At 73.8% G+C, this 25,948-nt stretch carries 24 protein-coding genes; 14 read left to right on the top strand and 10 right to left on the bottom strand.

The window, feature by feature from the left end:
• Window positions 1-8: 8 nt before the first annotated feature.
• Window positions 9-1,289 carry an acetate kinase gene (locus tag NLU66_RS15865; protein ID WP_259360573.1) on the bottom strand — a complete coding sequence of 427 codons (1,281 nt, stop codon included), beginning with the start codon at window positions 1,287-1,289 and terminating at the stop codon, window positions 9-11.
• A complete protein-coding gene (gene pta / locus NLU66_RS15860; RefSeq protein ID WP_259360572.1) occupies window positions 1,286-3,394 on the bottom strand; it encodes a phosphate acetyltransferase in 2,109 nt (702 codons plus the stop codon). The genes NLU66_RS15865 and pta overlap by 4 nt, the downstream gene beginning before the upstream one ends.
• 142 nt (window positions 3,395-3,536) lie before the next feature.
• On the opposite strand from pta, the gene NLU66_RS15855 reads away from it, so the two are divergent.
• From NLU66_RS15855 to NLU66_RS15840, 4 genes are all read left to right on the top strand, one after another.
• The gene (locus NLU66_RS15855) at window positions 3,537-4,418 is read left to right on the top strand and encodes an SURF1 family protein (protein ID WP_259360571.1); all 882 of its coding nucleotides are present in this window, start codon (window positions 3,537-3,539) and stop codon (window positions 4,416-4,418) included.
• Entirely contained in the window at window positions 4,393-4,773 is a 381-nt protein-coding gene (locus NLU66_RS15850) for a DUF3817 domain-containing protein (protein ID WP_103385005.1), read from the top strand. Before NLU66_RS15855 ends, NLU66_RS15850 begins: the two co-directional genes overlap by 26 nt.
• Before the next feature lie 77 nt (window positions 4,774-4,850).
• Window positions 4,851-6,440 carry a glutamine-hydrolyzing GMP synthase gene (guaA, locus tag NLU66_RS15845; protein WP_259360570.1) on the top strand — a complete coding sequence of 530 codons (1,590 nt, stop codon included), beginning with the start codon at window positions 4,851-4,853 and terminating at the stop codon, window positions 6,438-6,440.
• Between the two features lie 272 nt (window positions 6,441-6,712).
• Window positions 6,713-7,915 carry an amidohydrolase gene (locus tag NLU66_RS15840; protein WP_259360569.1) on the top strand — a complete coding sequence of 401 codons (1,203 nt, stop codon included), beginning with the start codon at window positions 6,713-6,715 and terminating at the stop codon, window positions 7,913-7,915.
• 13 nt (window positions 7,916-7,928) lie between these two features.
• On the opposite strand, the gene NLU66_RS15835 is transcribed toward NLU66_RS15840, so the two are convergent.
• Window positions 7,929-8,918 (bottom strand): LacI family DNA-binding transcriptional regulator, encoded by a 990-nt coding sequence (locus NLU66_RS15835; RefSeq protein WP_259360568.1) that lies wholly within the window; start codon window positions 8,916-8,918, stop codon window positions 7,929-7,931.
• 153 nt (window positions 8,919-9,071) lie between these two features.
• Between NLU66_RS15835 and NLU66_RS15830 the strand changes: the two genes are divergently transcribed.
• Genes NLU66_RS15830 through NLU66_RS15820 form a run of 3 tightly spaced genes read left to right on the top strand, consistent with a single transcriptional unit; the run spans window position 9,072 to window position 12,350 of the window.
• Window positions 9,072-10,085 (top strand): alpha/beta hydrolase, encoded by a 1,014-nt coding sequence (locus NLU66_RS15830; protein ID WP_259360567.1) that lies wholly within the window; start codon window positions 9,072-9,074, stop codon window positions 10,083-10,085.
• A 1-nt stretch (window position 10,086) separates the two neighbouring features.
• Window positions 10,087-11,079 carry an alpha/beta hydrolase gene (locus NLU66_RS15825; RefSeq protein WP_259360566.1) on the top strand — a complete coding sequence of 331 codons (993 nt, stop codon included), beginning with the start codon at window positions 10,087-10,089 and terminating at the stop codon, window positions 11,077-11,079.
• Window positions 11,076-12,350: an MFS transporter gene (locus NLU66_RS15820; RefSeq protein ID WP_259360565.1), complete on the top strand. Its 1,275-nt coding sequence runs from the start codon at window positions 11,076-11,078 to the stop codon at window positions 12,348-12,350. The genes NLU66_RS15825 and NLU66_RS15820 overlap by 4 nt, the downstream gene beginning before the upstream one ends.
• Window positions 12,351-12,381: 31 nt before the next feature.
• On the opposite strand, the gene NLU66_RS15815 is transcribed toward NLU66_RS15820, so the two are convergent.
• On the bottom strand, window positions 12,382-13,458 hold the full coding sequence (locus NLU66_RS15815; RefSeq protein WP_259360564.1) for a GNAT family N-acetyltransferase: 1,077 nt from the start codon (window positions 13,456-13,458) through the stop codon (window positions 12,382-12,384).
• Between the two features lie 137 nt (window positions 13,459-13,595).
• Window positions 13,596-15,347: an MDR family MFS transporter gene (locus NLU66_RS15810; RefSeq protein WP_259360563.1), complete on the bottom strand. Its 1,752-nt coding sequence runs from the start codon at window positions 15,345-15,347 to the stop codon at window positions 13,596-13,598.
• A 169-nt stretch (window positions 15,348-15,516) separates the two neighbouring features.
• Between NLU66_RS15810 and NLU66_RS15805 the strand changes: the two genes are divergently transcribed.
• Entirely contained in the window at window positions 15,517-16,149 is a 633-nt protein-coding gene (locus NLU66_RS15805; RefSeq protein ID WP_259360562.1) for a TetR/AcrR family transcriptional regulator, read from the top strand.
• Window positions 16,150-16,160: 11 nt separating this feature from the next.
• Here the strand turns inward: NLU66_RS15805 and NLU66_RS15800 are convergent, their stop codons facing one another.
• Entirely contained in the window at window positions 16,161-17,168 is a 1,008-nt protein-coding gene (locus tag NLU66_RS15800; protein WP_259360561.1) for an acyltransferase domain-containing protein, read from the bottom strand.
• 92 nt (window positions 17,169-17,260) lie between these two features.
• Between NLU66_RS15800 and NLU66_RS15795 the strand changes: the two genes are divergently transcribed.
• A complete protein-coding gene (locus NLU66_RS15795) occupies window positions 17,261-18,856 on the top strand; it encodes a DUF853 domain-containing protein (protein WP_259360560.1) in 1,596 nt (531 codons plus the stop codon).
• A gap of 111 nt (window positions 18,857-18,967) precedes the next feature.
• On the opposite strand, the gene NLU66_RS15790 is transcribed toward NLU66_RS15795, so the two are convergent.
• The 4 genes from NLU66_RS15790 to NLU66_RS15775 form a co-directional block, all read right to left on the bottom strand.
• Complete coding sequence (locus NLU66_RS15790) at window positions 18,968-19,594, bottom strand: C39 family peptidase (RefSeq protein ID WP_259360559.1); 627 nt, start codon at window positions 19,592-19,594, stop codon at window positions 18,968-18,970.
• 165 nt (window positions 19,595-19,759) lie between these two features.
• Window positions 19,760-20,506: a phosphoglyceromutase gene (locus NLU66_RS15785; protein ID WP_259360558.1), complete on the bottom strand. Its 747-nt coding sequence runs from the start codon at window positions 20,504-20,506 to the stop codon at window positions 19,760-19,762.
• A 47-nt stretch (window positions 20,507-20,553) separates the two neighbouring features.
• The gene (gene dtd, locus NLU66_RS15780) at window positions 20,554-20,979 is read right to left on the bottom strand and encodes a D-aminoacyl-tRNA deacylase (RefSeq protein ID WP_259360557.1); all 426 of its coding nucleotides are present in this window, start codon (window positions 20,977-20,979) and stop codon (window positions 20,554-20,556) included.
• Between the two features lie 7 nt (window positions 20,980-20,986).
• Entirely contained in the window at window positions 20,987-22,480 is a 1,494-nt protein-coding gene (locus NLU66_RS15775; protein WP_259360556.1) for a phosphotransferase, read from the bottom strand.
• Between the two features lie 57 nt (window positions 22,481-22,537).
• Here NLU66_RS15775 and NLU66_RS15770 point away from each other — a divergent pair, with 57 nt between their 5' ends.
• The 5 genes from NLU66_RS15770 to NLU66_RS15750 all read left to right on the top strand — a co-directional run bounded on the left by NLU66_RS15770 (window position 22,538) and on the right by NLU66_RS15750 (window position 25,935).
• Window positions 22,538-22,963, top strand: a complete 426-nt coding sequence (locus NLU66_RS15770; protein WP_259360555.1) for a DUF3151 domain-containing protein — start codon at window positions 22,538-22,540, stop codon at window positions 22,961-22,963.
• Window positions 22,964-23,083: 120 nt separating this feature from the next.
• Window positions 23,084-24,382 carry an adenylosuccinate synthase gene (locus NLU66_RS15765; RefSeq protein ID WP_259360554.1) on the top strand — a complete coding sequence of 433 codons (1,299 nt, stop codon included), beginning with the start codon at window positions 23,084-23,086 and terminating at the stop codon, window positions 24,380-24,382.
• A gap of 1 nt (window position 24,383) precedes the next feature.
• Window positions 24,384-24,803 (top strand): sterol carrier family protein, encoded by a 420-nt coding sequence (locus tag NLU66_RS15760; protein WP_259360553.1) that lies wholly within the window; start codon window positions 24,384-24,386, stop codon window positions 24,801-24,803.
• On the top strand, window positions 24,800-25,597 hold the full coding sequence (locus tag NLU66_RS15755; RefSeq protein WP_259360552.1) for a copper homeostasis protein CutC: 798 nt from the start codon (window positions 24,800-24,802) through the stop codon (window positions 25,595-25,597). Before NLU66_RS15760 ends, NLU66_RS15755 begins: the two co-directional genes overlap by 4 nt.
• Window positions 25,594-25,935 (top strand): hypothetical protein, encoded by a 342-nt coding sequence (locus NLU66_RS15750; protein WP_259360551.1) that lies wholly within the window; start codon window positions 25,594-25,596, stop codon window positions 25,933-25,935. Before NLU66_RS15755 ends, NLU66_RS15750 begins: the two co-directional genes overlap by 4 nt.
• Window positions 25,936-25,948: the final 13 nt, after the last annotated feature.

Here is a 25,948-nt window from a genome sequence, read left to right as displayed (position 1 = left end):
ACGCGGTGTCAGCGGGCGGAGCGCGCCACCTCGAGGGACTGCTGCGCGATCGCGAGCTCCTCGTCCGTCGGCACGACGAGCACCCGCACCGCGGACTCCGGCGCGGAGATCGTGCGCACGCCCTTCTCGCGCCGGGCGTTCGCCGCAGGATCCAGCACGATGCCGAAGGCCTCGAGGCCCTCGAGGGTGCGCTCGCGCACCTCCGGCACGTTCTCCCCGATGCCGGCGGTGAACGCGATCGTGTCCAGACCGCCCAGGGTGAAGGCGTAGGAGCCCACGTACTTGCGCAGCCGGTGCACGTAGACCCGCATCGCGAGCTCCGCCCGCTCGTCCCCGGCGCGGATCGCGGCGGTGATGTCGCGGAAGTCGTTCATCCCGCACAGGCCCTGCATGCCCGAGGACTTGTTCAGGAGCGTGTCGATCTCGTCGATGCTCATGCCCGCGCTGCGGGACAGGTGGGCGTACACCGAGGCGTCGATGTCGCCGGTGCGGGTGCCCATGACGAGGCCCTCGAGCGGGGTCAGGCCCATGGAGGTGTCCACCGGCGCGTCACCGCGCACGGCGGAGGCGGAGGCGCCGTTGCCGAGGTGCAGGACGATCTGGCGCAGATCGGAGACGTCCGTCCCCTCGGAGGCCAGCAGCGCGGAGACCTGCTCGGAGACGTAGCGGTGGCTCGTGCCGTGCGCGCCGTAGCGGCGGATCCGGTACTCGGCGGCGACCTGCGAGTTCAGGGCGTAGGTGCGGGACTCCTCCGGCAGGGCGGTGAAGAAGGCGGTGTCGAAGACGGCCACGTGGGGGATGTCCGGCAGCAGCTCGCGGGCGGCGTCGATGCCCTGCACCGCGGCGGGGTTGTGCAGCGGGGCGAGGGCGCCGAGGTCCGCGATCTGGTTCCGCACCCAGGAGTCCACGAGCTGCGGGGAGCTGAAGCGGGCGCCGCCCTGGACCACGCGGTGCCCCACGGCGACGACGTTCGCCTCCTGGAGGCTCATGCCGGCGTCCTCGAAGAGGCCGGTGACGATCTGCATCGCGACCTTGTGGTCGGGGACCTCACCGGAGTAGGGCTGGCGGAGGTCGCCGGCCTCGAGATGCGCCTGGCCGCGGTCCTGGCCGATCCGCTCGACGATGCCGGAGGCGTGGACCACCTCGGCGACGGGATCCAGGAGCTGGAACTTCAGCGAGGAGGAGCCGGAGTTCAGCACCAGGACCGTCGCGGCGTCCGGGACCCCGGGGAGGCGGCCGCCGGCGTCGGACCGAGGGGCGGAGGAGGCGGGGGAGCTAGGGGGAGTCATGCGGTCTCCTTCGGGGAAGCGCCCGGGGCCGGGCTCTCGTCGGCGGCCTGCGCCTGGATCGCCGTGATCACCACGGTGTTGATGATGTCGTCGACGAGCGCGCCGCGGGAGAGGTCGTTGACGGGCTTGTTCAGGCCCTGCAGCACCGGACCGATCGCGATCGCCCCGGCGGAGCGCTGCACGGCCTTGTACGTGTTGTTGCCGGTGTTGAGGTCCGGGAAGACGAACACGGTCGCGCGACCGGCGACCGCGGAGTCCGGGAGCTTCGTGCGGGCCACCGAGGCGTCCACCGCGGCGTCGTACTGGATGGGTCCCTCGACGTCGAGCCCGGGGGCGAGCTCGCGCACCAGGGCGGTCGCCTCGCGGACCTTGTCGACGTCGGCCCCGCTGCCGGAGGTGCCGGTCGAGTAGGACAGCATCGCGACCCGGGGCTCCACGCCGAAGCGGCGCGCGGTCTCCGCGGACTGCAGGGCGATGTCCGCGAGCTGCTCCGCCGTCGGATCCGGGTTCACGGCGCAGTCGCCGTAGACGAGCACCCGGTCCTGCAGCGCCATGAGGAACACGGAGGAGACGATCTTCGCGCCGGGCTTCGTCCGGATGATCTCGAAGCTCGGCCTGATGGTGTGGGCGGTGGAGTGCACGGCGCCGGAGACCATGCCGTCCGCCTGGCCCGTCTGCACCATCATCGTGCCGAAGTAGGAGACGTCCTGGACCTTCTCCCGTGCCTGCTCGAGGGTCACGCCCTTCTTCGCCCGCAGCCGCGCGTACTCGGCGGCGAAGGACTCCACGAGCTCCGGGTCCTGCGGGGAGACGATCCGGGCCTCGGAGATGTCGTGGCCCAGCTGCGCCGCCCGCGCGCGGATCGCGGTCTCCTCGCCGAGCAGCACGATCCGTGCGACGCCGCGCGCGAGGATCGACTCCGCGGCGGCGAGGATGCGCGGCTCGTCGCCCTCGGGCAGCACGATCGTCTTCTTCTCGCCGCGGGCCCGGGCGAGCAGCTCGAACTCGAACATCATCGGGGTGACGACCTCGCTGCGCGTGACCTCGAGGGCGGAGAGCACGGCGGAGGCGGGGAGGTGCTCGGCGACGGCGCGGCGGGCCGCGTCGAGCTTCTGCGGGCTGTCGCCGCTCAGCCGGCCGCGGGTCCCGGCGACCTTCACCGCGGTGTCGAAGGTCGAGAGGTCCGTCGCGATGATCGGGAGGTCCTGCTGCACGCCCTCGATGAGCCGGTGCACCGCGGGCGGGATGTCGTAGCCGCCGGTCAGCACGATCGAGGAGAGCGCGGGGAAGGTGCCCGAGTGCTGCGCGAGGATCAGCCCGGGCAGCAGGTCGTAGCGGTCCCCGGGGGCGACGACGGTGCAGTTCTCGGTGAGCCGCTCGAGCACGTTGGGCAGGCTCATCGCGGCGACCACGGTCCCGGTGGAGACGCGGCCCAGCCACTCGGGGCTGCCCTGCAGGAGCGTGCCGGAGACGGCGTCCTTCACCTGCTGCACGGTGGGCGCGAGGATCACGGGGTTCTCCGGGATCGCGGAGACCAGCAGGCCCGGCACACGGGCGCTCACCGCCTCGCGCACCGCGTCCAGGCACGCCGGGTCCGCGCGGTTGACGACCACGGCGATGGGGGTCGCGTGGTGGCCGGCGAACTCGCCCTGGGCGACCGCGGCGAGTGCGCCCACCTGGTCCGGGCTGCGGTCCATGCCGGAGAGCACGAGGATCACCGGGGCGCCGAGGTTCGCGGCGACCTCGGCGTTGAAGGCGAGCTCGGTGGGGTTCACGAGGTCGTCGTAGTCGGAGCCGAGCACCACGAGCAGCGAGTACTTCGCGGAGAGCTCGCGGTGGCGGCGCAGGATCTCCTCCTGCGCGGCGTCCGGGTCCGCGAGCACCTGCTCGTAGTCGACGCCGACAGCCTCCTCGTAGGGCTGGTCCACGGCGGGATGCGCGGTCAGCAGGCTGACGGCGTAGTCCGGTGCGCCCGCGGACTTCACCACGGGGCGGAAGACGCCCACCCGCTCGGAGCGGGAGGCGAGGGCTTCGAGGAGACCGAAGGCCACGATGGACTTCCCGGTCATCCCCTCGGGGCTGGCGACGTACACGCTCTGGGACACGGGCTCACCCTACGGCGGGGACGGCGCGGTGGGGAGGCCCGAGGTCCCGCGCGGACCGTCGTGGGAGGTGCACGGGGCCGACGGCGGTGAGGAGGGCCACCTCGCCCCGGCCGCGTCCAGCCGCGGCTCCTACGATGAGGGCATGCTCCGTGCCGCCCTGCGCCCCCGCTCCCTCGGGATGCTCGCCCTCATGGTGGCGGCCACCGTCGTGTGCGGCATGCTCGCGGGCTGGCAGTGGGACCGTGCGCACCGGGCGATCACCGAGCGCACCTCCGCCCCGGCGGAGCTCGGCGACGTGCGCGACGTGCTCGAGATCGGCGGTGTGGTCACCAACGACGACTCCGGCGGCATCGTCACCGCGACCGGCACCTACGACGCGTCCCAGCAGATCCTCGTGGGCGGGCGGCACATCGACGGGACGGACGCCGCGATCGTCGTCACCGCCCTCCACCTGACCCTCGCCGACGGCTCCGAGGCGCTGCTGCCCGTGGCCCGCGGCTGGGTCGCGGCGGCGGACGTCACCGGGGCCGACGGCGAGCTCGACCCGGCCCTCGCCCCCGCCCCGCCGAGCGGCGAGGTGACCGCGACCGGCCGGCTCGAGGCGAGCGAGGCCGCGACCGACGGCGTCGAGGGCGGCATCGCCTCGGAGATCTCCACCCCGCTGCTCGTGAACGAGTGGGGGAGCCCCATGTACGCGGGCTACGTCGCGCAGACCTCCGCCGCGGAGGGCCTGCAGCCGATGCCGGAGGCCGAGTCCGCCTTCTCCCGCGGCCTGGACTGGCAGAACATCGGCTATGCGGCCCAGTGGATCGTGTTCGGCGTCTTCTTCCTGTACCTGTGGTGGCGCACCGTGCGCACCCACCACCTCGACGAGCAGGAGGCGCAGCGGGAGGCCCTGCGCGCCGCCCTCGACGAGGAGACCCCGCGTCCCGCCCCCGGCACGGACGCCCCGACCCCCGCCGGCGCCCCGGGCGCCGCCCATCCCCAGGAGGACGCCGATGCCGGCACCCCGCCCGCTCGATGAGGTGCAGGTGCGCACCTCCTTCGCCCGCTTCCGGGTCGCCTCGATCGTCGAGGGCTGTGCCCTGCTCGTGCTCTGCGCGATCATGATCATGCGCTACCTGGTCTACGGCGGCACCTCCCACACCTGGGAGCAGGTCTCCTCGGTGTGGTCCCCGATCCACGGCCTCATCTACATGGTCTACGTGATCCTCGGCTTCGACCTGTGGCTGAAGATGCGGTGGGCGCTGCCGCGCATGCTGCTGCTCATGCTCTTCGGCGTGGTGCCGGTGCTGTCCTTCTTCGGCGAGCGCTGGACCCACGAGTCGGTCGAGCGCGAGCTCGCCCGTCGGCCCACCCTGCAGGACGGCGAGCGCTGAGGTCCCGCGCACGGTGAGACGAGCACCCCACGGGACGCGGGCGCGCCCGGGGCGCCGCGGCCCGTAGACTCTGCCGGGTGACCGACACCGACCAGCGCCCCGTCCTCGTCGTCGACTTCGGCGCCCAGTACGCCCAGCTCATCGCACGCCGCGTGCGTGAGGCGCGCGTCTACTCCGAGGTCGTCCCCCACACCATGGGTGTGCAGGACGTGCTCGCGAAGCAGCCGCGCGCGATCATCCTCTCCGGCGGCCCGTCCTCCGTGTACGCCGAGGGCGCCCCGCGCCTGGACCCGGCGCTGCTCGAGGCGGGCGTCCCTGTGCTCGGCCTCTGCTACGGCTTCCAGTCGATGGCCGCGGCCCTCGACGGGACCGTCGCCCCCACGGGCGTGCGCGAGTACGGCGCCACGCGCCTCGAGGCCCTCGACGGCGGCTCCGAGCTGCTGCGGGACCAGGACCTCGAGCAGAACGTGTGGATGAGCCACGGCGACTCCGTGACCGAGGCCCCGGCGGGCTTCCGCGTGGTCGCACGCTCGCAGGGCTCCCCGGTCGCCGCCTTCGAGCATCCCGAGAAGCGCCTCTACGGCGTGCAGTGGCACCCCGAGGTGGGCCACAGCGACCGCGGCCAGGAGGTGCTCGAGAACTTCCTGCACCGCGGCGCGGGCATCGAGCCCACCTGGACCACCGGCAACGTCATCGAGGAGCAGGTCGAGCGGATCCGCGCCCAGGTGGGCGAGGGCACCGCGATCTGCGGCCTCTCCGGCGGCGTGGACTCCGCGGTCGCCGCGGCGCTCGTGCAGCGCGCGATCGGTGACCGCCTCACCTGCGTGTACGTGGACCACGGGCTCATGCGCCAGGACGAGTCCGCGCAGATCGAGAAGGCCTTCGGCGAGTCCACCGGCGGTGCCCGGCTCGTCATGGTCGACGCCGAGGAGCAGTTCCTCAGCGCGCTCGCCGGGGTCACCGACCCCGAGGAGAAGCGCAAGATCATCGGCCGCGAGTTCATCCGCTCCTTCGAGGGCGCCCAGGCGGAGATCCTCCGCGAGCAGGGCGTCATCCAGGGCGACCACGCCGAGGCGAAGACCTTCCTCGTGCAGGGCACGCTCTACCCCGACGTCGTCGAGTCCGGCGGCGGCGAGGGCGCGGCGAACATCAAGAGCCACCACAATGTGGGCGGCCTGCCCGAGGATCTCTCCTTCGAGCTCGTCGAGCCGCTGCGCGCCCTGTTCAAGGACGAGGTCCGCGCCGTCGGCTCCGAGCTGGGCCTGCCGGACGAGATCGTCTGGCGCCAGCCCTTCCCGGGCCCGGGCCTCGGCATCCGGATCATCGGCGAGGTCACCAAGGAGCGCCTGGACGTGCTGCGCAAGGCCGACGCGATCGCCCGCGCCGAGCTCACCGCCGCCGGCCTGGACCGCGACATCTGGCAGTGCCCCGTCGTGCTCCTCGCCGAGGTCCGCTCCGTGGGCGTCCAGGGCGACGGCCGCACCTACGGCCACCCCGTCGTGCTGCGCCCTGTCACGAGCGACGACGCGATGACAGCGGACTGGGCGAAGGTCCCCTACGAGGTGCTCTCCCGCATCTCCACACGGATCACCAACGAGGTCAGCGAGATCAACCGCGTCACCCTCGACATCACCTCGAAGCCCCCGGGCACCATCGAGTGGGAGTGACGGCGCGTCCCTGACGCGCCCGCGCACGCGCTCGGCCACCCCGGCCCGGCCCGGCCCGCCCCGCGGCCCGTGCCCCGACCCGCTGGCCGGCGGTCGATGCGCCCCAGCGCCTCCCGCCTGCGCGATGGTCCGATTCCGTTCCAGATCCGCTCGCGATCCGGAACGGAATCGGACCTTCCTGCGTTCCGGGCGCGGGGCGCGCGGGTCGGTGCCGAGACGGGGCGAACCGCGCCGGTGCGCGCCCCTGTCGCACGGATCCGTAGGCTTGAGCGATGATCACGACAGCGCCGTCCCTCGTCCTCACGAACGTCCGCCCCTGGGGCGGTGAGGCGGTGGACCTCGTCATCGGCGGGTCCGAGATCCTCGCCGTCGTCCCGGCCGGCAACGCCCCGTCCGGTGCCGCGCGGGCCCTCGACGGGCGGGGCCTGCTCGCGCTCCCGGGCTTCGTCAACGCCCACGCGCACGTCGACAAGTCCTGGTGGGGCATGCCGTGGCAGTCCTACGGCGGAGAGGCGACCACGCAGGGCCGGATCGCCCACGAGCGGGAGCGGCGCGGCGAGCTCGGCATCCCGAGCGTCCCGGCGACGGTCGCGGTGCTCCGTGAGCTGCTGCGCCACGGGACCACGGCCGTGCGCAGCCATGTCGACGTGGACCTCGGTGTGGGACTGCGCGGGGTGGAGACCGTGCGGGAGGCGGCCGCCGCCCTCGGCGGCGCGATCGAGATGCAGGTCGTCGCCTTCCCCCAGGACGGCGTGGTCCGCCGCCCGGGCGTGCTGGACCTGCTCGAGCAGGCGGCCGCGGCCGGGGTCGACGCGATCGGCGGGCTGGACCCGTGCCTCATCGACCGTGATCCGGTCGCGCAGCTCGACGGCCTGTTCGCGATCGCGGAGCGCCACGGCTGCGGGATCGACATCCATCTGCACGCGGGCGGTGAGCTCGGCGCCTTCGAGTTGAAGCTGATCGTGGACCGCACGCGTCGCAGCGGGCTCACGGGGCGGGTGAACGTGGCGCACGGCTTCGCGCTGGGGGAGCTGCCGCCCGGGCGCCAGGAGGAGCTGCTCGCGCAGTTCGCGGAGCTCGGCATCTCCTGGAGCACCGTCGCCCCGATCCGCAGCGCCCCGCTGCCCCGCGGGCGCATGCGGGAGCTCGGCATGGTGCTCGGTCTGGGCACGGACGGCATCCGTGACCTGTGGTCGCCCTACGGCGACGGGGACCTGCTGCGGGTCGCGCTCGACTTCGCACGCCTGCACGGGGTGCGCCACGACGAGGACTTCGAGGAGGTCCTGCACCTGGCGACCGACGCCGCCGGCCCCTTCGTGGGGCGCGAGGGCGCGGGGCTCGTGCCGGGCGCACGGGCCGACGTCGTCCTGCTGGACGCGGAGAACCCGGCCGACGCACTCGTGCGGGCGCCGCGCCGGGAGACGGTGCTCGCGGGAGGCCGCGTGGTCGTGGAGGCAGGGGAGCTGCTGCTCTGAGGTGCGCCCCTGCTCAGCGCGGGGCGGTCGTGGTGCGGCCGGGCAGCAGGCGGCAGTCGAGCGAGACCGTCCGCACCGCGGGGGAGGTGCCGGCGAGCAGCGCGAGGAGCAGATCGGCCGCGGCCGCACCGCTCTCCGTGAGCGGCTGAGCGATCGTGGTGAGGCCCAGCGCCGTGGCGAGCGGCCCGCCGTCGTAGCCGGTGAGCGAGAGGTCCCCGGGCACGTCGATCCCCGCGGCAGCGGCGCCGGCGAGGATCGAGGCGGCGAGGTCGTCGTGGTTGGCGACCACCGCCGTGGCGCCCGCGGCGAGCGCCCGTGCGGGGAGCTCGGGATCGGCGAGCATCGGCTCGACCGTGCCTCCGGCGGCGGTGAGCGCCTGTGTGAGCCCGTCGAGGCGGTGCATGCCGGAGGAGACGTAGTCGTCGGAGACCTGACCGTCGTGCGCGAACACGACCGTGCGGTGGCCGAGGCCGGCGAGGTGCTCGCCGAGCAGCTGCCCGCCGCGACGGTCATCGGTCGTGACGCTCGGCAGCTGCTCGCCGGGGGAGTCGACGAGGACGGTGGGGATGCCTGCCCGCCGGATCGCGTCCTCGGCGGCCGCGCTGAGCGGGGAGCCCATGATGATCACGCCGTCGATGTCACCGCGCACGGGCAGAGCGTCCAGCAGCGGGGCGGCGACGGCGCTGCTCGAGGGGAGGTCGTGCACGAGCACCTCGAGCCCGGCGGCCGCGGCACGGGGGAGCACGCCGTCCAGCCGCGTGTAGTAGCTGGGCCAGCTCGAGAAGGGGGCGGCGACGGCGATGGTCCGCAGCCCGGACCGGCCCCCGGATCCGGTGCGGGGCCCGCTGCGGTACCCCAGCTCCTGGGCCGCCTCGGCGACGCGCCGGCGGGTCGTGGGGCTCACGCGCCCGGGGTGGTTGAGCGCGAGCGAGACGGTGGAGATGCTGACCCCGGCCGCGGCGGCGACCTCGTAGATCGTGGGGGAGGAGCGCTCGCGGGACATGGGGTGGAGTGTATCGACGTCCGTCGCCGGAGGGCCTTGCCGAGGGCCGACGGCGGGCCTACACTCACGGCCACGAAGATGTTCGATCGAAGAACTTCGATAGCCGACGGAGGCACACGTCGTCGGCGCAGCAGCCGCGACGGAGGGGCCAGGATGGACGAGTTGGACGGCGGCACCCGCGCCTGGATCCGCGCCGAGGCCGGCCTGCGGGCGCTGCTCGCGGAGCTGCCCGGCGCCGGCGCGGACCCGATCACCGCAGGCGCGGCGCCCGGAGCACACCCGTTCACCGCGCGACGTGCGGACGCCCGCCGCCTCGCCGACGCCCTCGCGGCCCTCACCGCCCGGATCCCTCCGGCCGCCTGCCGGATCAGCGAGATCCTCCTGCCCGAGGTCGCCGTGCCCGGCGCCCGCCGGCCGATCCTGCGGATCCACGAGCCCTGGGACGCCACCGGGCCGCTGCCCGCCCAGCTCTTCCTCCACGGCGGAGGGTTCGTGCACGGGAGCTCCCGCGAGAGCGTCAACGACGCCGTGCTCGCCGAGCGCACCCTGCGCACCGGCATCCGCCACCTCTGCCTCGACTACGCGCTCGCGCCCGAGCACCCGTTCCCCGCGGCGCGGGACCAGGCGATCGCCGCGCTGACGGCGCTCCGCGAGCGGGCCGGAGAGCTGGGCATCGACGCCTCCCGGCTCGGGCTCGGCGGGAACTCCGCCGGGGCCTCGATCGCCGCGGCCGCCGCCGTCGAGATCGCGCGCCGCGGTGAGGAGTCCCCGCACCACCTCCTGCTCGAGGTCCCCGCCGTCTCCCTCGAGGCGCTCGGATCCGCCGCCGCGGAGCAGGTCGCCGAGGCGCAGCAGCTCGTCGCCCTCTATGCCCCCGATGCCGGGGCGGAGGCCTTCGTCGCCGACGCCCCGGACCTCCCTCCGCTGCCGCCCACGATCATCGCGACCGCCGAGCACGACCCCCTGCGCGCGGGCGCCGAGCTGCTCGCCCGGCGGCTGCGCGAGGCCGGGGGAGAGGTGCGCGAGATCCTCACCCCCGGCACCGTCCACGGCTCGCCCGGGATCACGGGGATCTCCGCCGCCGCCCGCGACTGGCAGGAGGCCGTGGCCCGCGAGCTCGTGGACCTCTGCGGCTCGACCTCGTTCCCCGACGACGACGGAGCATGAGATGACGCTCGATCCCGAGATCCGCCGGCTGCTGCGTGAGGAGGGCGGCGGGCGACCGACGCCGTGGGGACTGCTGCGCGCACTGCGCACGCCCCGCCCCGAGGAGCGCCGGCTCCGCGGCGCCGAGGCCGACGCCCGACGCGCCGCCCTCCTGGGCCTGCAGGTGCCCGACGTCGACCTCACGACGCTGACCGTGCCCGTCGACGGGCACCCGGACGTCACCGTCCGCATCCACCGGCCGCCGGGCGCCGACGGCCCGCTGCCCGGGATCCTCAGCTTCTTCGGCGGGGCGTTCCGCCAGGGCTCCAACGACTTCGCGACGAACCGCTGGATGCACGCCCGTCGTGCCCTCGACGCCGGGGTCGCGGTGATCGCGGTCGACTACGCGCTCGCCCCCGAGCACCGCTTCCCCTGCCAGATCGAGCAGGGCCTCGCCGCGCTGGGCCGCCTCGTGGCGCACGGGCCCGAGCTCGGCGTGGACCCCGCCGCGCTCGCCGTGGGCGGGCAGTCCTCCGGGGCGGCGATCGCGGCCTGCGTCGCCCAGCGGAACCTCGACGGTCCCCGCCACCCGCTCGCCCTGCAGCTGCTCGAGGTGCCCGGCCTCGACCTCACCGGCGGCCACGCCGACCGTGCCGTGCTGCGCGAGCAGCGGATACCCGGCTTCCTGCTGCGCCGGGAGGTGCGCGGCATCGGCCGCGACTACCTGCCGAGGGGCGTGAGCGCCGCCGATCCCGCGGTCTCCCCGCTGCTGCGGGAGGACCTCCGCGGCCTGCCCCGCACCGTGATCCTCGCCGCGGAGCACGACCCCCTGCGCGGGGACGCGGCCGCCTATCACCGCAGGCTGCGGGCGGCGGGCGTCCCCTCGAGCGCGACGATCGCCCTGGGCCAGACCCACGACTCGGCGGTCCTCGTCGGCATGCTCGAATCCGCGGACCACTGGCACCGCGCCGTCGTCGGCGCCCTGCGCTCGCTGCACGACGGGAACCGCCCGTGACCGCGCGCGAGGCCGCTTCCGCGTCCGGGGAGCTCACGGGGGACGAGATCCTGGGCGGTCCGCAGGGCCGGCAGTTCCTCCCGCTCTTCGTGCTCGCCTGGTTCGGCGCGGGCATCACCCTCGGGGCGATCACCGGCGCCGCGATCCCGAAGCTGCTCACGATCCTGGACGAGCCGGCGAAAGAGGACAACCTCGCCCTCGTCTCCGCCGTGGGCGGGATCGCGATCACCCTCGCGACCCCGCTGATGGGCCGCCTCTCCGACCGCACCACCTCTGCGCTGGGCATGCGGCGCCCGTGGTTCCTCGGCGGGCTCGCCGTCGGGACGATCGGCTGCGTGCTCATGGCCCTCGCGGGCGGCCTCCCCCTGCTCCTGGTGGGGTGGGTCGTCGTGCAGCTCGGCTACGGCGCCGTCGCGATGGCGAACCACACGCTGCTGGCCGATCAGGTCCCCGCCCGGATCCGGGCCCGGGTCGCGGCGGCGGTGGGCGTCGCCACAGCGGTCTCGACGATCCTCGGCGTGGGGCTCGTCGCCGCGCTGCCCTTCGGCAGCAACTGGACCTGGTTCGCCGTCCCCGGGCTGATCGGCCTGCTCGCCGTCGCCCCGATCTGCGTGGGCTACCGGGACGCGGTGCGCACGGGCCCGGTCCCGCCGCTGCGGGCGCGGGAGCTGCTGGGCAGCTACTGGCTGGACCCGGTGCGCTATCGGGACTTCGCCTGGGCCTGGGCCAGCCGCTTCTTCATGACGATGTCGATCCTCACGATCTCGCTGTTCCTGTTCTTCCTGATCATCGACACCCTCGGCTACTCGGCGCAGGAGGCGGGCGGCGTGCAGACCCGCGCGCTCGGCGTGTTCTTCGTGGGCAACGTGGTCGCGACCGTGCTCTTCGGCTGGCTGAGCGACCGGCTCGGGCGCAGGCGCGCGATCGTGTGGGCCTCCGGGCTCTGCTCGGCGGCCGGGGTCACCGTGGTCATGCTGAGCGACGGCATGGGCGCCTTCCTCGTGGGGATGGCGGTCGTCGGCTTCGCGCAGGGCGCCTACATCGCGGTGGACGTCGCCCTCATGACCGAGGTCCTGCCCAGCCGTGAGGACGCGGGCAAGGACCTCGGGATCGTCGCCCTCGCCTATCAGCTCCCGCAGATCATCGGGCCCGTCGTGGGCGCGGCCGTGATCGCGCTCGCGGGCGGCGACTACCGCGGGCTCTTCGTCTTCTCGATCGTGTGCTCGGTGCTCGGCGGTCTCGCCGTGGTGCCGATCCGCGGGGTCCGCTGAACCGGCCCCCGTGCCCTGCGCCCCGGCGGCCTCAGGCCGGCGGCTCGAGCAGGCGCGAGGGATGCGAGGGCGCGGTCGCGTGCCAGGTCTGCGTGCGCTCGAAGGTCGTGAAGCCCATCGCCTCGTAGAGGCCGTCGGCCCCGGTGGGGGAGTCCGCGTCGACCTCGAGCTCCACGCGTGCGCGGCCGCGGGCGGCGGCGTCCGCGAAGGCCGCGCGCAGCAGCGATTTCGCCACCCCGTGCCCGCGGGCGCTGCGGTGCACGCCGAGGTACTCGAGGTAGGTGCCCTCGCCCAGGTCGCCGCGGGGCGCCTGCCGGGCGGCGACGAGGCCGCCCGCGGGGAGCCAGCTGCCCTCGCGCTCGATCTCCGCGATCCACCAGTGGTCCCAGTCCGCCTCCTGCGGGTCCTCGACGAGGCGCTGGACGAACTCGGCGAAGGACTCGCGGTAGGAGCCCCAGTGGTCCGCGAAGGACTCCTCGAGCATGCGGTGCACGGTCGTGACGTCCTGCGCGATGGGGAGGCCCGAGGGATGGAGGTGGACGCGGCGCACGCGGGTGCCGTCGCGCGGGGCGGGCAGGCCCGTCGCCTCCGCCGGGTCGACGGGGCGGCGCATGTGCAGCCAGGTGCGCACGTGGGCGTAGCCGGCGGCCGTGAGCAGGCGTGCGCGGTCCGTGTCGAGCGCGTTCGCCGTCGCGTCGAGCTGGGTCGCGTCCACGCCGCGGTGACGGGCGAAGGAGCCGCCGGCCTCGGCGGCCCAGTCCAGCAGCGCGGCGGCGACGTCGTCCCGGCCGGGCAGGTCGCGGGAGACGGCCCACTGCACGTCGGAGCGACCGGCGGCGCGGTCCTCGATCGCGATCCAGGCGACGGGCGCGGCCGCGGTCGCGGAGCCGTCGGCCGCGGCGGGGACCACGACGACCTGCCGCCGCGCCCACGAGCGCAGCCCCACGAGGCGCGAGCGCAGCGCGTCCTCGGAGACCTCCGCCCCCGGGCTGTGGGTGCGCCGGTCCGCGGTGAGCAGCGCGGCGAGCGGCGCGACGTCGTCCTCCACGGGGAGCCGGGAGGCGAGCCCCGCGGGCAGGACGGGCGGGAAGTGATCGGAGAGCAGCACCCGCCCATCGTTCCACGCCCTGTCCCGGACGTCTGGGCGCGCCCCGGGTTCCTGCCCGGGACGGCCGACGGCCCCCTGCCGCTGGCAGGGGGCCGTCGTGCCCGTGCGGTGCTCTCCCCGGAGCGCCGGTGGGGCGGTCAGCGCTCGGCGGGGCCGTCCGCGCGGTGCGTGTGCCCGGACTCCGGGTCCACGTGCGGGAACTCGCCGGTCGTGGTGACCGACTCGCTCGCGCCGATCGCCGCGAGGGCGCCGGTGGTGGTGTCGCGGAACTCGTGCTTCTCCTCGGCGGTCTCCGTCGCGCCCTCCTCGTGGAAGGAGTCGCGCAGCCTGACCTGCTTGATGAAGAGCGACAGGACGAGCGCGACGACCACGAAGGGCACGGCGGTGAGGAACACGTCGTGCATGGCCTCGCCCATGCCGGTGCGGATCGGGTCCACGAGGAACGCGGGCAGCTCCGCGAGGGCCGACGGGTCGAGCACCGCGGACTCGAGCTGGGAGGCGTCCAGGCCGCCCTGCTGCTGCAGCGCCGCCATCTGCTCGGCGGGGAGCTTCGCGAGCTGCTCGGGGATCGCGGTCGCCATCTGCGCGGTCATCACGGTGCCCAGCACCGCGGTGCCGATGGTCGAGCCGATGTTGCGGAAGAACTGGATCGCCGCGGTCGCGATGCCGAGCTCACGACGGTCCACGACGTTCTGCACCACGAGCGTGTAGACCTGCATGCACAGGCCCAGCCCCAGGCCGATGACGATCATCGCGAGGGTGAGGTGCCACTGCGAGTCGCCGTACTGGAGGTTCGCCAGCAGCAGGTAGCCGCCCACGAGGACGAGGCCGCCGATCACGAGGAAGGGCTTGTAGCGCCCGGTGCGGGTGATGAGCAGGCCCACCACGATCGAGGTGACGATCATGGCGACGGAGAGCGGGATGAGGATCGCGCCGGAGTTCGTGGCGGAGACGCCCATGACGCCCTGCGCGTAGACCGGGATGTAGATGATCGCGCCGAACATGGCGACGGCGATCGCGAAGGACGCGCCGACGGACAGCGCCACGATCGGGCGGGCCAGCAGGTGCATCGGGAGCAGCGGCTCGGAGACCCGCGTCTCGATGACGACGAACGCGGCGAGGAACACGGCGGCCACGGCGTACATGCCGATGATCGTCGCGGAGCCCCAGTCGTAGGTGTTGCCGCCCCAGGTGGTGGCGAGCAGCGCGATGACCAGGCCCGGGGTGAGGGTGAGGATGCCCGGGAAGTCGACCTTGCCGTGCTGGCCGGAGACCGGCAGGTGCAGGTAGCGCAGGATGAAGCCGAAGGCGACCACGCCGAGCGGCAGGGTCAGGTAGAACAGCCAGCGCCAGCCGAAGTTGTCCGTGATCGTGCCGCCGATGAGCGGGCCGACGACGGAGGTGACGCCGAAGACGGCGCCCATGATGCCCTGGTACTTGCCGCGCTGACGCGGCGGGATGATGTCGCCGATGATCGTCTGGGACAGCGGCATGAGCGTGCCCATGCCGAGGCCCTGGACGGCGCGGGCGAAGACCAGGAACCAGAAGCCCTGGGAGAGGCCGGCGAGGATCGAGCCGATCATGAAGACGGCGAGGCCGCCGAGGTAGAACCAGCGGCGACCGTAGAGGTCGGAGAGCTTGCCGACGATCGGCACGGCGACCGCGGAGACGAGCATCGCGGCGGTGGCGATCCAGCTGTAGTGCTCGACGCCGCCGAGCTCGGCGACGATGCGCGGCATCGCGGGGCCGACGATGGTCTGGGACAGGGAGGCCACGAACATGCCGAGCATGAGGCCGACGAAGACGAGCTTGCCCTGCCGGTCGAGGCCGGTGAAGGCGGTCTGGGGTTCGGCGCCGGAGCCCGGCGCCTGGGGGGTGGATGTGCTCACGAGTACCTCGGGGAGATGGTCGGACGGATGCTAGAGGGGCGCGGCGTGCGCGCCCGGCGGTCGCAGCACGCCCTCGGGCTTCGACCTCGCCATGCTAGCCAAGTGTTGCATTGACTGCACTATTGCATCGAGTGCACTTTTTGTGAGATGGCGGACCTACGATGGACCCGTGACCGAGACCCGCCATCACGCCGACGCCCCCGCTGACCCCGCCCCCGCGGAGCTCGGGCTCCGTGAGCAGAAGAAGCGCCAGACCCGCCTGGACATGCACCAGGCCGCGATCGAGCTGGTCGCCGAGCACGGCCTCTCCGCCGTGACCGCGCAGATGATCGCCCAGCGCGCCGGCGTCTCGACCCGCACCTTCTTCAACCACTGGTCCACGAAGGAGGCGGCGATCCTCGGCGTCATCGGGGACGAGGGGCCCCGCGCCGTCGCGTCGCTGCGCGAGAAGATCGGGGTCATGGGGGCCCGGCAGGCGCTGCACGCGGTCATGCGGGACGGCATCGCGAACGTGCCCGTCGACCCCGAGCTGCGCGAGCTCAAGAAGAAGGTCATGGCCAAGGAGCCGAGCCTGCAGAGCATCTCCTCGGGCAACCTCCAGCACATGCAGGCGGAGCTCGTCGACGTGCTCGCCGAGGCGCTCGACGGCGAGTACGCGCGCGACCACGCCGTGATCCTCGTGCAGGTGGCCTTCGCCCTCATGCGCAGCGCCTTCGCGATCTCCATGCGCCGCGGCATCGATCTGGTGCGCGCCTTCGACCAGGTCGTCGCCCTCTACGAGCGGGACGACCTCGACATCTGAGCGCAGCGGCCTCAGCGCAGCAGGCGCCCCGTGCCCCCGGTCCAGCCGCGGCCGTCGGCCAGGCGCTCCGCGACGCCCTGCTCGAGGTGGGTGCGGCGGGGGAGCGAGGCCGGGTCCACGGGCGGACGCAGCCCGAACACGAAGAACAGCGCCGCATCGTCCATGCGGGTGCGCACGAGCATCTGCCAGAGCGCGGCGAAGCGCGCGAGGTTCGAGGTGGGGCCGGTGACCTCGGCGAGCTCCTCGCTCAGCAGCCAGGAGTCGCACGTGAACTCGTGGCCGAAGGCCGGCTCGTCCTCGCCGCGATCGGCGCCGAGATCCGCGTAGTGCTCCGAGAAGTAGGCGGTCGCGGCCGCGAAGGAGGCCTCGACCTCGGCGGGGTCCAGCGGCCCGGTCGCGGGGATGTGCGTGCCGACCACCCAGCGGGAGGGCTCGTCCGGTGAGGTCCGCTCGGCGCCGGTCGCGAGCCGGGCGACCCGCCGGCGCGAGAGGTCGAACTGGAGCCGGCCCAGGTGCACCAGGCGCCCCGCCCAGTTCCCGCCCACCCAGTTCAGCTGGTGCAGGCCCAGGCGGCCGGTGCCCGCGCGGTGCACCCGCATCTGCTGGCCGAGGTCCGCGAGCACGTGCCACGACTGCTCGGTGCTCAGCCCGCGGGCGGCGTGCCAGGCCCGCACGGTCGAGGTCGAGACGAGCAGGGCGAGGATCGGCACGAGGCCCTCGCCGGGAGCGAGGCGCTGCTGGAGGGCGTCGTGGCGGGACTTCTCCGTCTCGAGGTCCACGGCGGGCACCTCGAGGCCCGCGCCGGAGCGCAGACGGTTCGCGAGCGCGGTGACCTCGGTGAGGATCTCCTCGTCGGCCGCGGCGGCGTCGAGCAGCGCGGGGAGCTCCGCGGCATCCTCACCCGTGATCCCGAGGCGGTCGAGGAGGGCGGAGCGCGAGGGGGCGGTGAGCATGACGCGCACGGCGGCGGCCTCGAGCTCGTCCTCGGCGTGCAGGGCGGTGGGCGCAGGCGACGTCATGGGGACACGCTAGTGGGTGACGGGCGCCACGGTGGTTACGATCACGGGGTCCCGTCCACCAGCGCCGTCCCCCGGCGACCAAGGAGCCCTCGATGACCGCCACGCCGCAGGATCCCTCCGCCCCTGCCACCCCGCCCGCCGCCGGCTCCGAGGAGGCGCAGCAGATCCGCGACGCGTACGCCTTCGAGGGCGGCCGCATCCATCTCGGCGCGATGCTCGACGGCGAGGAGCCCGACCCCTCCGTCCCCGTGAACCTCGCGGTCTCCATGCTCAACCGCCACGGGCTCATCGCGGGCGCCACCGGCACCGGCAAGACCCGCACCCTGCAGATCATCGCGGAGCAGGCCGCGCACGCGGGCGCCGCCGTCTTCGTCGCCGACATGAAGGGCGACCTCTCCGGCATCGCCGTCCCCGGCACCGCCTCGGAGAAGCTCACCGCGCGCGCCGCCGCCCGCGGCCAGGAGTGGGTCTCCCGGGCCGCGCCCACGGAGTTCTACACGCTCGGCGGCGAGGGCGAGGGCGTGCCGATCCGCACCACCGTGAGCGACTTCGGCCCCGTGCTCATGGCGAAGGTGCTCGAGCTCAACGAGACCCAGGAGTCCTCGCTGGGCCTGATCTTCCACTACGCGGATTCGAAGGGCCTGGCCCTGCTGGACCTCAAGGACCTGCGCGCGCTCATCCAGTTCCTCACCTCGAAGGAGGGCAAGGGCGAGCTCGAGGGCATCGGCGGGATCTCCTCGGCGACCGCGGGCGTCATCCTGCGCAGCCTCACCGCCTTCGAGGCCTCCGGGGCCGACGTCTTCTTCGGCGAGCCGGCCTTCGACACCCAGCAGCTGCTGCGCACGAAGGACGGCGCGGGGATCATCTCCTGCCTCGAGCTGCCCGGCGTCGCGACGCGGCCCGCGCTCTTCTCGACCTTCATGATGTGGATGCTCGCGGAGCTCTACCAGGAGCTGCCCGAGGTGGGCGACCAGCCCGTCCCTAAGCTCGTGTTCTTCTTCGACGAGGCGCACCTGCTGTTCAAGGACGCCTCCAAGGCGTTCCTGGACCAGGTCGTGCAGACGGTCCGGCTGATCCGCTCGAAGGGTGTGGGGATCTTCTTCATCACCCAGACCCCCAAGGACATCCCCTCGGAGGTCCTCGCCCAGCTCGGGAACCGGGTCCAGCACGCCCTGCGCGCCTTCACCCCGGACGACGCGAAGGCCCTCAAGGCGACCGCGAAGACCTTCCCCACCTCGAGCCACGACCTCGAGGAGGTCATCCCGGCGCTCGGCACCGGCGCCGCGATCGTCACCGTCATGAGCGAGGACGGCGCCCCCACGCCCGTCGCGATCACCGCGGTGCGTGCGCCGGAGTCCTCGATGGAGCCCGCGGGTGCGGAGGTCATCAGCGGGATCGTCGCCGCCTCCCCGCTGCAGGCCGAGTACGGGACCCCGGTGGACCGCGAGTCCGCCTACGAGATCCTGCAGAAGCGCGCGGCCGGCGCCCCGGAGGCCGGTGCGGCCGACGGCGCACCCGCTCAGCAGGGCCGGGCGGCGGAGTCCGAGGCCGAGCCGGCCGCGAAGCCGGAGAAGAAGGAGGAGGGGATGCTCGACAACCCCGCCGTGAAGTCCTTCCTCCGCTCGGCGGGAACCGTCCTCGGCCGCGAGATCAGCCGCTCCCTGTTCGGCACCCGCAAGCGGCGCTGAGCCGCCGGGCGCCGCGCGCGCCAGGGCCCCGGGGACACGCTCCCCGGGGCCCTGGCGTGCGCGAGCCCTCTCGTCGGCGCCGTCGGCCTCATGAGAGGAGGAGCGCACCGATCACCAGAAGTAGCCGCGCCCCGCGCAGTACGTCGCGACCTGCTCGACGCTGAGCCAGTGGTGGCTCGGCAGGGACGGGGAGAGCGTCGCCCCGGCCGGGTCCGCGATCCGCAGCATCCGGCCCTCGGTGCGGTACCCGTCGATCGTGACGAAGTGGAAGATGTCGCTCGTGTTGCCGCCCCAGTCCGGGTACTCCCCGGCGACCACCCACCAGTTGCAGACCGTCGCGTAGCCCGTGTCGACGTTGGCCCGCGCGCGGGACCACAGCAGGTCCGCGTCGGCCTGCGTGGCGCTCGACCCCTCCATCCACTGGTCGCGGTAGGTCGCCCCGGGCAGACGGGCGGTGAGCACGGGGGAGATCGCCCCGAAGTTCGTGCCGGCCTCGGAGGTGCCGAGCTCCGCCGCGAGGGTGTCCAGGCCCGGTGGGGTGACCTTCGCGCTCAGCGCGATCGAGACGGCGGTGGGCCCGCAGTAGTAGAACGTGGGCTGCTCGCGATAGGTCGTGGGCAGCACCCGCTCGTCGGCCGCGGAGGCCCGCGGGGCGAGGGTGAGCGCGCCGAGGCCGGCGGCCGCGCCGACCCCCACGGTCCGGAGGAAGGTCCTGCGATCGGAAGCGATGGTCGTCATGGGATGCCTCGTCCTTCTGCGTCGTCCGCGGTGCGCCGGGGACCCGGCACGGTTCGACGCTGGCACGCCCCCGGCGACCCGGGGAAGGGGGAGAAGTCCCCATGGACAGCACGACGCCCCCACCCTGCAGCAGGATGGGGGCGCCGTGGGCGCGGAGCGCTCAGCTCACTTCTTGCCCTGGTTGGCGACGGCCTCGGCGGCGGCCTTCGCGGCGACCGGGTCGAGGTAGCGGCCGCCCTTCTCCACGGGGGAGAAGGACTCGTCGAGCTCGTAGACCAGCGGCTGGCCGGTCGGGATGTTCAGGCCGGAGATCTCGTCGTCGGAGATGCCGTCGAGGTACTTCACGAGCGCGCGCAGCGAGTTGCCGTGCGCCGCGATCAGCACGACCTTGCCGGAGACGAGGTCGGGCTTGATGCCCTCCTCCCAGTAGGGGAGGAAGCGCTCGACGACGTCCTTGAGGCACTCGGACTTCGGGAGCTGGTCGCCGAGGTCCGCGTACTGCGGTTCCTGGTCCTGCGAGAACTCGGAGCCGAACTCGATGGGCGGCGGCGGGGTGTCGTAGGAGCGGCGCCAGGCCATGAACTGCTCCTCGCCGTACTTCTCCCGGATCTCGGTCTTGTCCAGGCCCTGCAGGGCGCCGTAGTGGCGCTCGTTCAGGCGCCAGTCGCGGCGCACGGGGATCCAGTGGCGGTCCGCGGCGTCGAGCGCGAGGTTCGCGGTCATGATCGCGCGGCGCTGCAGGGAGGTGTGCACGACGTCAGGGAGGATGCCGGCCTCCTTGAGGAGCACGCCGCCGCCGGCGGCCTCCTCACGGCCCTTCTCGGTGAGGGCCACGTCGACCCAGCCGGTGAACAGGTTCTTCGCGTTCCATTCGCTCTCGCCGTGGCGGAGCAGCACGAGTGTGTAGGTCATGCCCTCAGCGTACTGGGCGCGCCCCGGCAGCCGCCGGGCCTCTCATCTCAGGACTCGACGAGCACCGTGAAGGGGCCGTCGTTCAGGAGGCCCACGCGCATCTGCGCGCCGAACACGCCGGTCGCGACGGTGATCCCGCGGCCGCGCAGGTCCGTGACGACGGCGTCGACGAGCGGCTCCGCGACCGGTCCCGGGGCGGCGGCGCTCCACGAGGGCCGGCGACCCTTGCGGGTGTCGCCGTAGAGCGTGAACTGGGAGACGACGAGGACCTCCGCGCCGGAGTCGGCCACGGAGCGCTCGCCGTCGAGGATCCGCAGCTCCGCAATCTTGCGGGCGATCGTGGCCGCCTGCTCGGGGCCGTCCTCGTGGGTGACGCCGACGAGGGCGAGCAGCCCCTCGCCCTCGATCGCGCCGACGACCTCGCCGTCGACCTCCACGCTCGCGCCGTCCACGCGCTGCAGCACCGCTCGCACCGTGGCCTCAACCCGGGAGGTTCGTGGGCAGGCGGCGCTCCTGCGTGGGCGCGTCGTCCTCCACGTCGAGAGGGGGCTGCGGCGCGGTCGCGACGCCGGGCGCCGAGGGGACCCATCGCGTCGGGGCGCCGGAGGGTGCGCCGACGGCCGGCACCGGGGCGGGCGCCGCCGCCGGGACAGGACCCGGGGCCGACGGCGTGGGCGCGACGGGCAGCCGCTGCGACTCCGCCGCCCGTGCCCGCTCGACCCAGTGCTCGGCGACCCGCACGATGGCCTCGGTCGCCGCCTCCCAGGACGCCTCCTGCTGGCGGTGCGGGCCGGTCGCGAGCGAGAGGACCACGCCCGCGGAGCGCAGGGCGAGCTCGGTGGGGTCCACGCGCTGGGCGAAGGTGACCTGCCAGGTCGTGATCGCCTCCTCGACGCGCTGCTGCATCGCCCGATCGATCCGGCCGGCGTTGCCGTAGTCAGCGAGCACGCTCAGGTGCGCGAGCAGGCACGCGAGGTCGTCGGAGCGGCGGCCCGGACCCACGGTGTCGATGTCCAGCAGGCCCACCACGCGGCCGTCCTGCACGAACACCTGCGCCTCGTAGAAGTCGCCGTGGACGACGTCGTGCGGGCGCACGTCCATCCGCCGCTCGAGCGCGGCGAGGCCCTCGCGGATCGCGCGCACGAGGCCGTCCAGGCGCGGCCCGAGGGCGGGGACGGAGGAGGCGACGATGCCGGCGTAGAACTCCACGGAGTCCGTCCACGGCGGGCGCAGCGGCAGCGGGTACAGCGAGGCGGGGAGACGGTCCAGCAGGGCGACCAGGTCCCCGGCGGAGCAGGCCTGCACCCCCTCGTCCACGACCGCCCGGGAGAGCGGGCGGCCCGGCAGCTCGCGGAGCACGACGAGGCCGTCGTGATGGGCGAGGACCTCCGGGACGGGCACGCCGGCGCCGAGCAGCCGCTGGTGGCGGTCCACGATCTCGCCGCTGCGATGGGGCTGCATGACCTTGAGGAAGACGGCGACGCCGTCCTGGCTCGCGCGGAGCACCGCGCGCCGGCCGGGACGGTAGGAGACGACGTCGATCGCGATCGGCGCCTGCGGGTCCGGTCCCAGGGCGACGCCGAGGTCGTGGAGGGTGCGGCCGACGACGTCCGGGTAGCAGACCTGGGGGAGCATCGGCAGCCACGGGTCGTGCGGGTAGCGCCAGACGCGGACGTTGATGTCGCCGTCGGTCATGACGAGGGTCTGCTCGGCGACGTAGAGGTCCTTCTCCCGCTCGCCGATGTGGGCGCTCGCCCCGAACAGCTCCTCGCGGGCGGGGGCGTCCGGCCCGTCGAGCTCCGGCCAGGAGACCATCGTGCGGTACAGGGCCTTCGTGCTCCGGCCGGGACGGTGGTCCACGTGGTCGAGCTGCCAGCTGTGCAGCACCCCACCGGAGTTGCCGACGGCGGAGCGGAGGAGGCCTCCGGCGCCCGTGCCGGTGAGCAGCTCCGAGCCGTCCTGCGTGCGTGCCATGGATCGTTTCTACCAAGCGTCGGGGGATCGTGAAGCGGGCTCGCCTACGATGCGTGCATGGCTGATCGTACCGACACCCCGCGCTCCGCGAACCTCCTGGGGATCCCGGAGACCCTCCTCCCCGATGACTTCGTCGACGTCGAGGTGGCCGAGAAGCTCGTCGACGGGGACCCCCGCGAGATCGCGAGCGCCCACCTCGATTCGCCCCTGGCCTGGGCGATCCTCGCCCAGGACGCCCTCGAGGACGGCGACGAGGTCGCCGCCTACGCCTATGCCCGCACCGGTTACCACCGCGGTCTGGACGCATTGCGACGCAACGGCTGGCGCGGCCAGGGCCCGGTGCCCGCCTCCCACGCCCCCAACCGCGGGTTCCTGCGGGCCCTGGTCATGCTGGGGGAGACCTCCCGCCGGCTGGGCGACGAGGCCGAGCACGAGCGGGTGCAGGACTTCCTGCGCGAGGCGGATCCCACACTCCTGCCCTGATCCCCGGGAATCCCCCGGGGACCCTGAGGCCCCTGTCGCCGCGGCGGCGGCTCCCGGCCCGGTCACGGGTGGCGCTTGGTACGATCCTCGCGTCCTTCCACCGTCCTCCGAGGAGTCGCCATGCCCGCCGTCGTGATCGTCGGAGCCCAGTGGGGCGACGAGGGCAAGGGAAAGGCCACCGACCTCCTCGGTGAGCGCGTCGACTTCGTCGTCAAGCCCAACGGCGGCAACAACGCCGGGCACACGGTCGTCGTCCACGGCGAGAAGTTCGAGCTCAAGCTCCTCCCCGCCGGCATCCTCTCGCCGCAGGTGACCCCGGTCATCGGCAACGGCGTCGTCGTGAACCTCGAGGCGCTCTTCGAGGAGATCGCGACGCTCGAGTCCCGCGGCGTGGACACCAGCCGGCTGCGGATCAGCGCGAACGCGCACGTCGTCGCCCCGTACCACCAGACCCTCGACAAGGTCACCGAGCGCTTCCTCGGCAAGCGCGCGATCGGCACCACCGGCCGCGGCATCGGCCCGGCCTACATGGACAAGATCGGTCGCCTCGGCATCCGCGTCCAGGACCTGCTGGACGCGTCGATCCTGCGCCAGAAGGTCGAGGGGGCGCTGCGCCAGAAGAACGAGCTGCTGGTCAAGCTCTACAACCGCCGCTCCGTCGACGTCGACGAGATCACCGACGGCCTGCTCGCGTACGCCGAACGCCTGCGCCCGATGATCGTGGACACCACCGAGCTGCTGAACTCGGCGCTGGACCGCGACGAGGTCGTCCTCATGGAGGGCGGCCAGGCCACCTACCTCGACGTGGACCACGGCACCTACCCGTTCGTCACGAGCTCGAACCCCACCGCGGGCGGCGCGTGCACCGGCACGGGCATCGGCCCCACCCGGATCGACCGCGTGATCGGCATCGTCAAGGCGTACACCACGCGCGTGGGCGCCGGACCGTTCCCGACCGAGCTCGAGGACAAGTGGGGCGAGTACCTCCAGCGCGTGGGCCACGAGGTCGGCGTGAACACCGGCCGTCCCCGCCGCTGCGGGTGGTACGACGCGCTCATGATCCGCCACGCGGTGCGCATCAACGGCTTCACGGACATCGTGCTCACGAAGCTCGACGTCCTCACCGGCATCGAGGAGGTGCCGATCTGCACCGCGTACGACGTGGACGGCGTGCTCCACCACGACATGCCGATGACGCAGACGGACTTCCACCACGCGAAGCCGGTGTTCGAGACCCTCCCCGGCTGGACCGAGGACCTCTCGCTCGCCCGCAGCTTCGAGGAGCTGCCCGAGAACGCGCAGAACTACGTGCGCCGCCTCGAGGAGCTCGCCGGCTGCCGGATCAGCGCGATCGGCGTGGGACCGGACCGCGAGGACACGATCGTCGTGCACGAGCTGCTCCCGGCGGCGACCCGCTGACGTGGTGACCCGCCGCACCGATCCGCAGGAGGGACGGGACGCGCTCGCCGCCTGGGCCCGCGATCCCGAGGGCGCCCGTCGGCCCGTGCTCGCCCCGGCCGTGCGGCACACCCTCGAGCTGTTCGCCGAGGAGTACCCCGGGGGCGCCGTCGAGCTGCGCGTCCCGCCCTACGCCGCGGTCCAGGCGGTCCCCGGCACCCGGCACACGCGCGGCACCCCGCCGGCCGTCGTCGAGACCGATGCCGCGACCTGGCTCGCCCTCGTGACCGGCGGCCTCACCTGGGCCGAGGCCCGCGCCGCCGGCCGCCTGACGGCCTCGGGGGAGCGCAGCGACCTCTCCGAGCTGCTGCCGCTGCCCGGTCCCCGTCGCACCGTCCGCACGGCGCTCGCCCCGGGAGCCGCGGAGGAGGGGACCGCATGAGCGTCGCCGTCGAGATCGCCGTCCAGGACCTCGCGGGGCTCGAGATCGCCGCCCTCGCGGGCGCCGACAGGGTCGAGCTGTGCGTGGACCTCGAGCGCGGCGGCATCACCCCGCCCGTCGACCTGGTCGCCGAGGCGGCGGAGCGCGCCGCGGCGCTGGTCTCCGTGCGCGACGCCCGGCCCCAGTTCGACGTCCATGTGCTGCTGCGCACCCGCGCGAGCACGGGCGACTTCCTCGGCCGGCCCGAGGAGTTCGTGCACGACGCCGAGGAGATCTCGCTGCTCGCCGCGCAGGCCGCCGAGGTCGTCGAGGCGGGCGCCGCGGGCGTGGTCCTCGGCGCGCTCACCCCCGCCGGCGAGCTCGACGTCCCCGCGCTCACCACGATCCGCGACGCGGCCCTGGGCGCCGCGCAGTCCGCGATGCGCGGGCTCACGCTCACCGCGCACCGCGCCGTGGACGCCCTGCCCGGCCGGGACGCCCGCGAGGAGACCGTGCGCACGCTGCTCGGCCTCGGATTCCACCGGGTGCTGAGCTCCGGCGGCGCCGCGCGGGCCCTCGACGGCGCCGCCGACCTCGCCGCCATGGTCCGTGCGGGCGAGGAGCTCATCGACATCTGCGCCGGAGCGGGCATCCGCCCGGCGGACATCGCCGAGCTCGTGCGCACCACGGGCGTCGCCGACGTCCATCTCTCCGCCCGCCGCCGCCCCGGCTCCGCCGTCGAGGCGGACGCCCCCGACACCCCCACCGACCCGGCGATCGTCGCCGCCGCGGTCGACGCCGCAGGAGCACTGTGAACGACACGTCCCACCCCGCCAGCCCGTCCACCCCCGAGGCCGCCCCGGTGGCACCCGCCGCCGAGGGCGCTCCGACGGAGCCGGAGCTCGCGGGCGCCACCACGCTCTACAAGCGCACCGGCCGGGTGCCCACGCTCGGCTTCTGGATCGTCATCGCCTTCCTCGCCCCCGTTCTGGTCGCCCTGATCGTCTCCCCGTTCCTGCAGCTCGGCGGTCTCGCCGGCGCCGTGACCCTCGCGCTGGACGCGGCGCTCTTCGTGGGTGTGCCGCTCGCGGCCATCGTCTGCCTCGTCGAGATGCTCGTGCTCCGCGCACGCTCCCGCCGCACCGGCCGCTGACCAGCGACTCCGT

This window comes from Brachybacterium sp. NBEC-018, assembly GCF_024860185.1.
In the GTDB taxonomy this organism is placed as follows: Bacteria; Actinomycetota; Actinomycetes; order Actinomycetales; family Dermabacteraceae; genus Brachybacterium; species Brachybacterium rhamnosum.
This window is presented reverse-complemented; position numbering and strand designations above follow the sequence as displayed.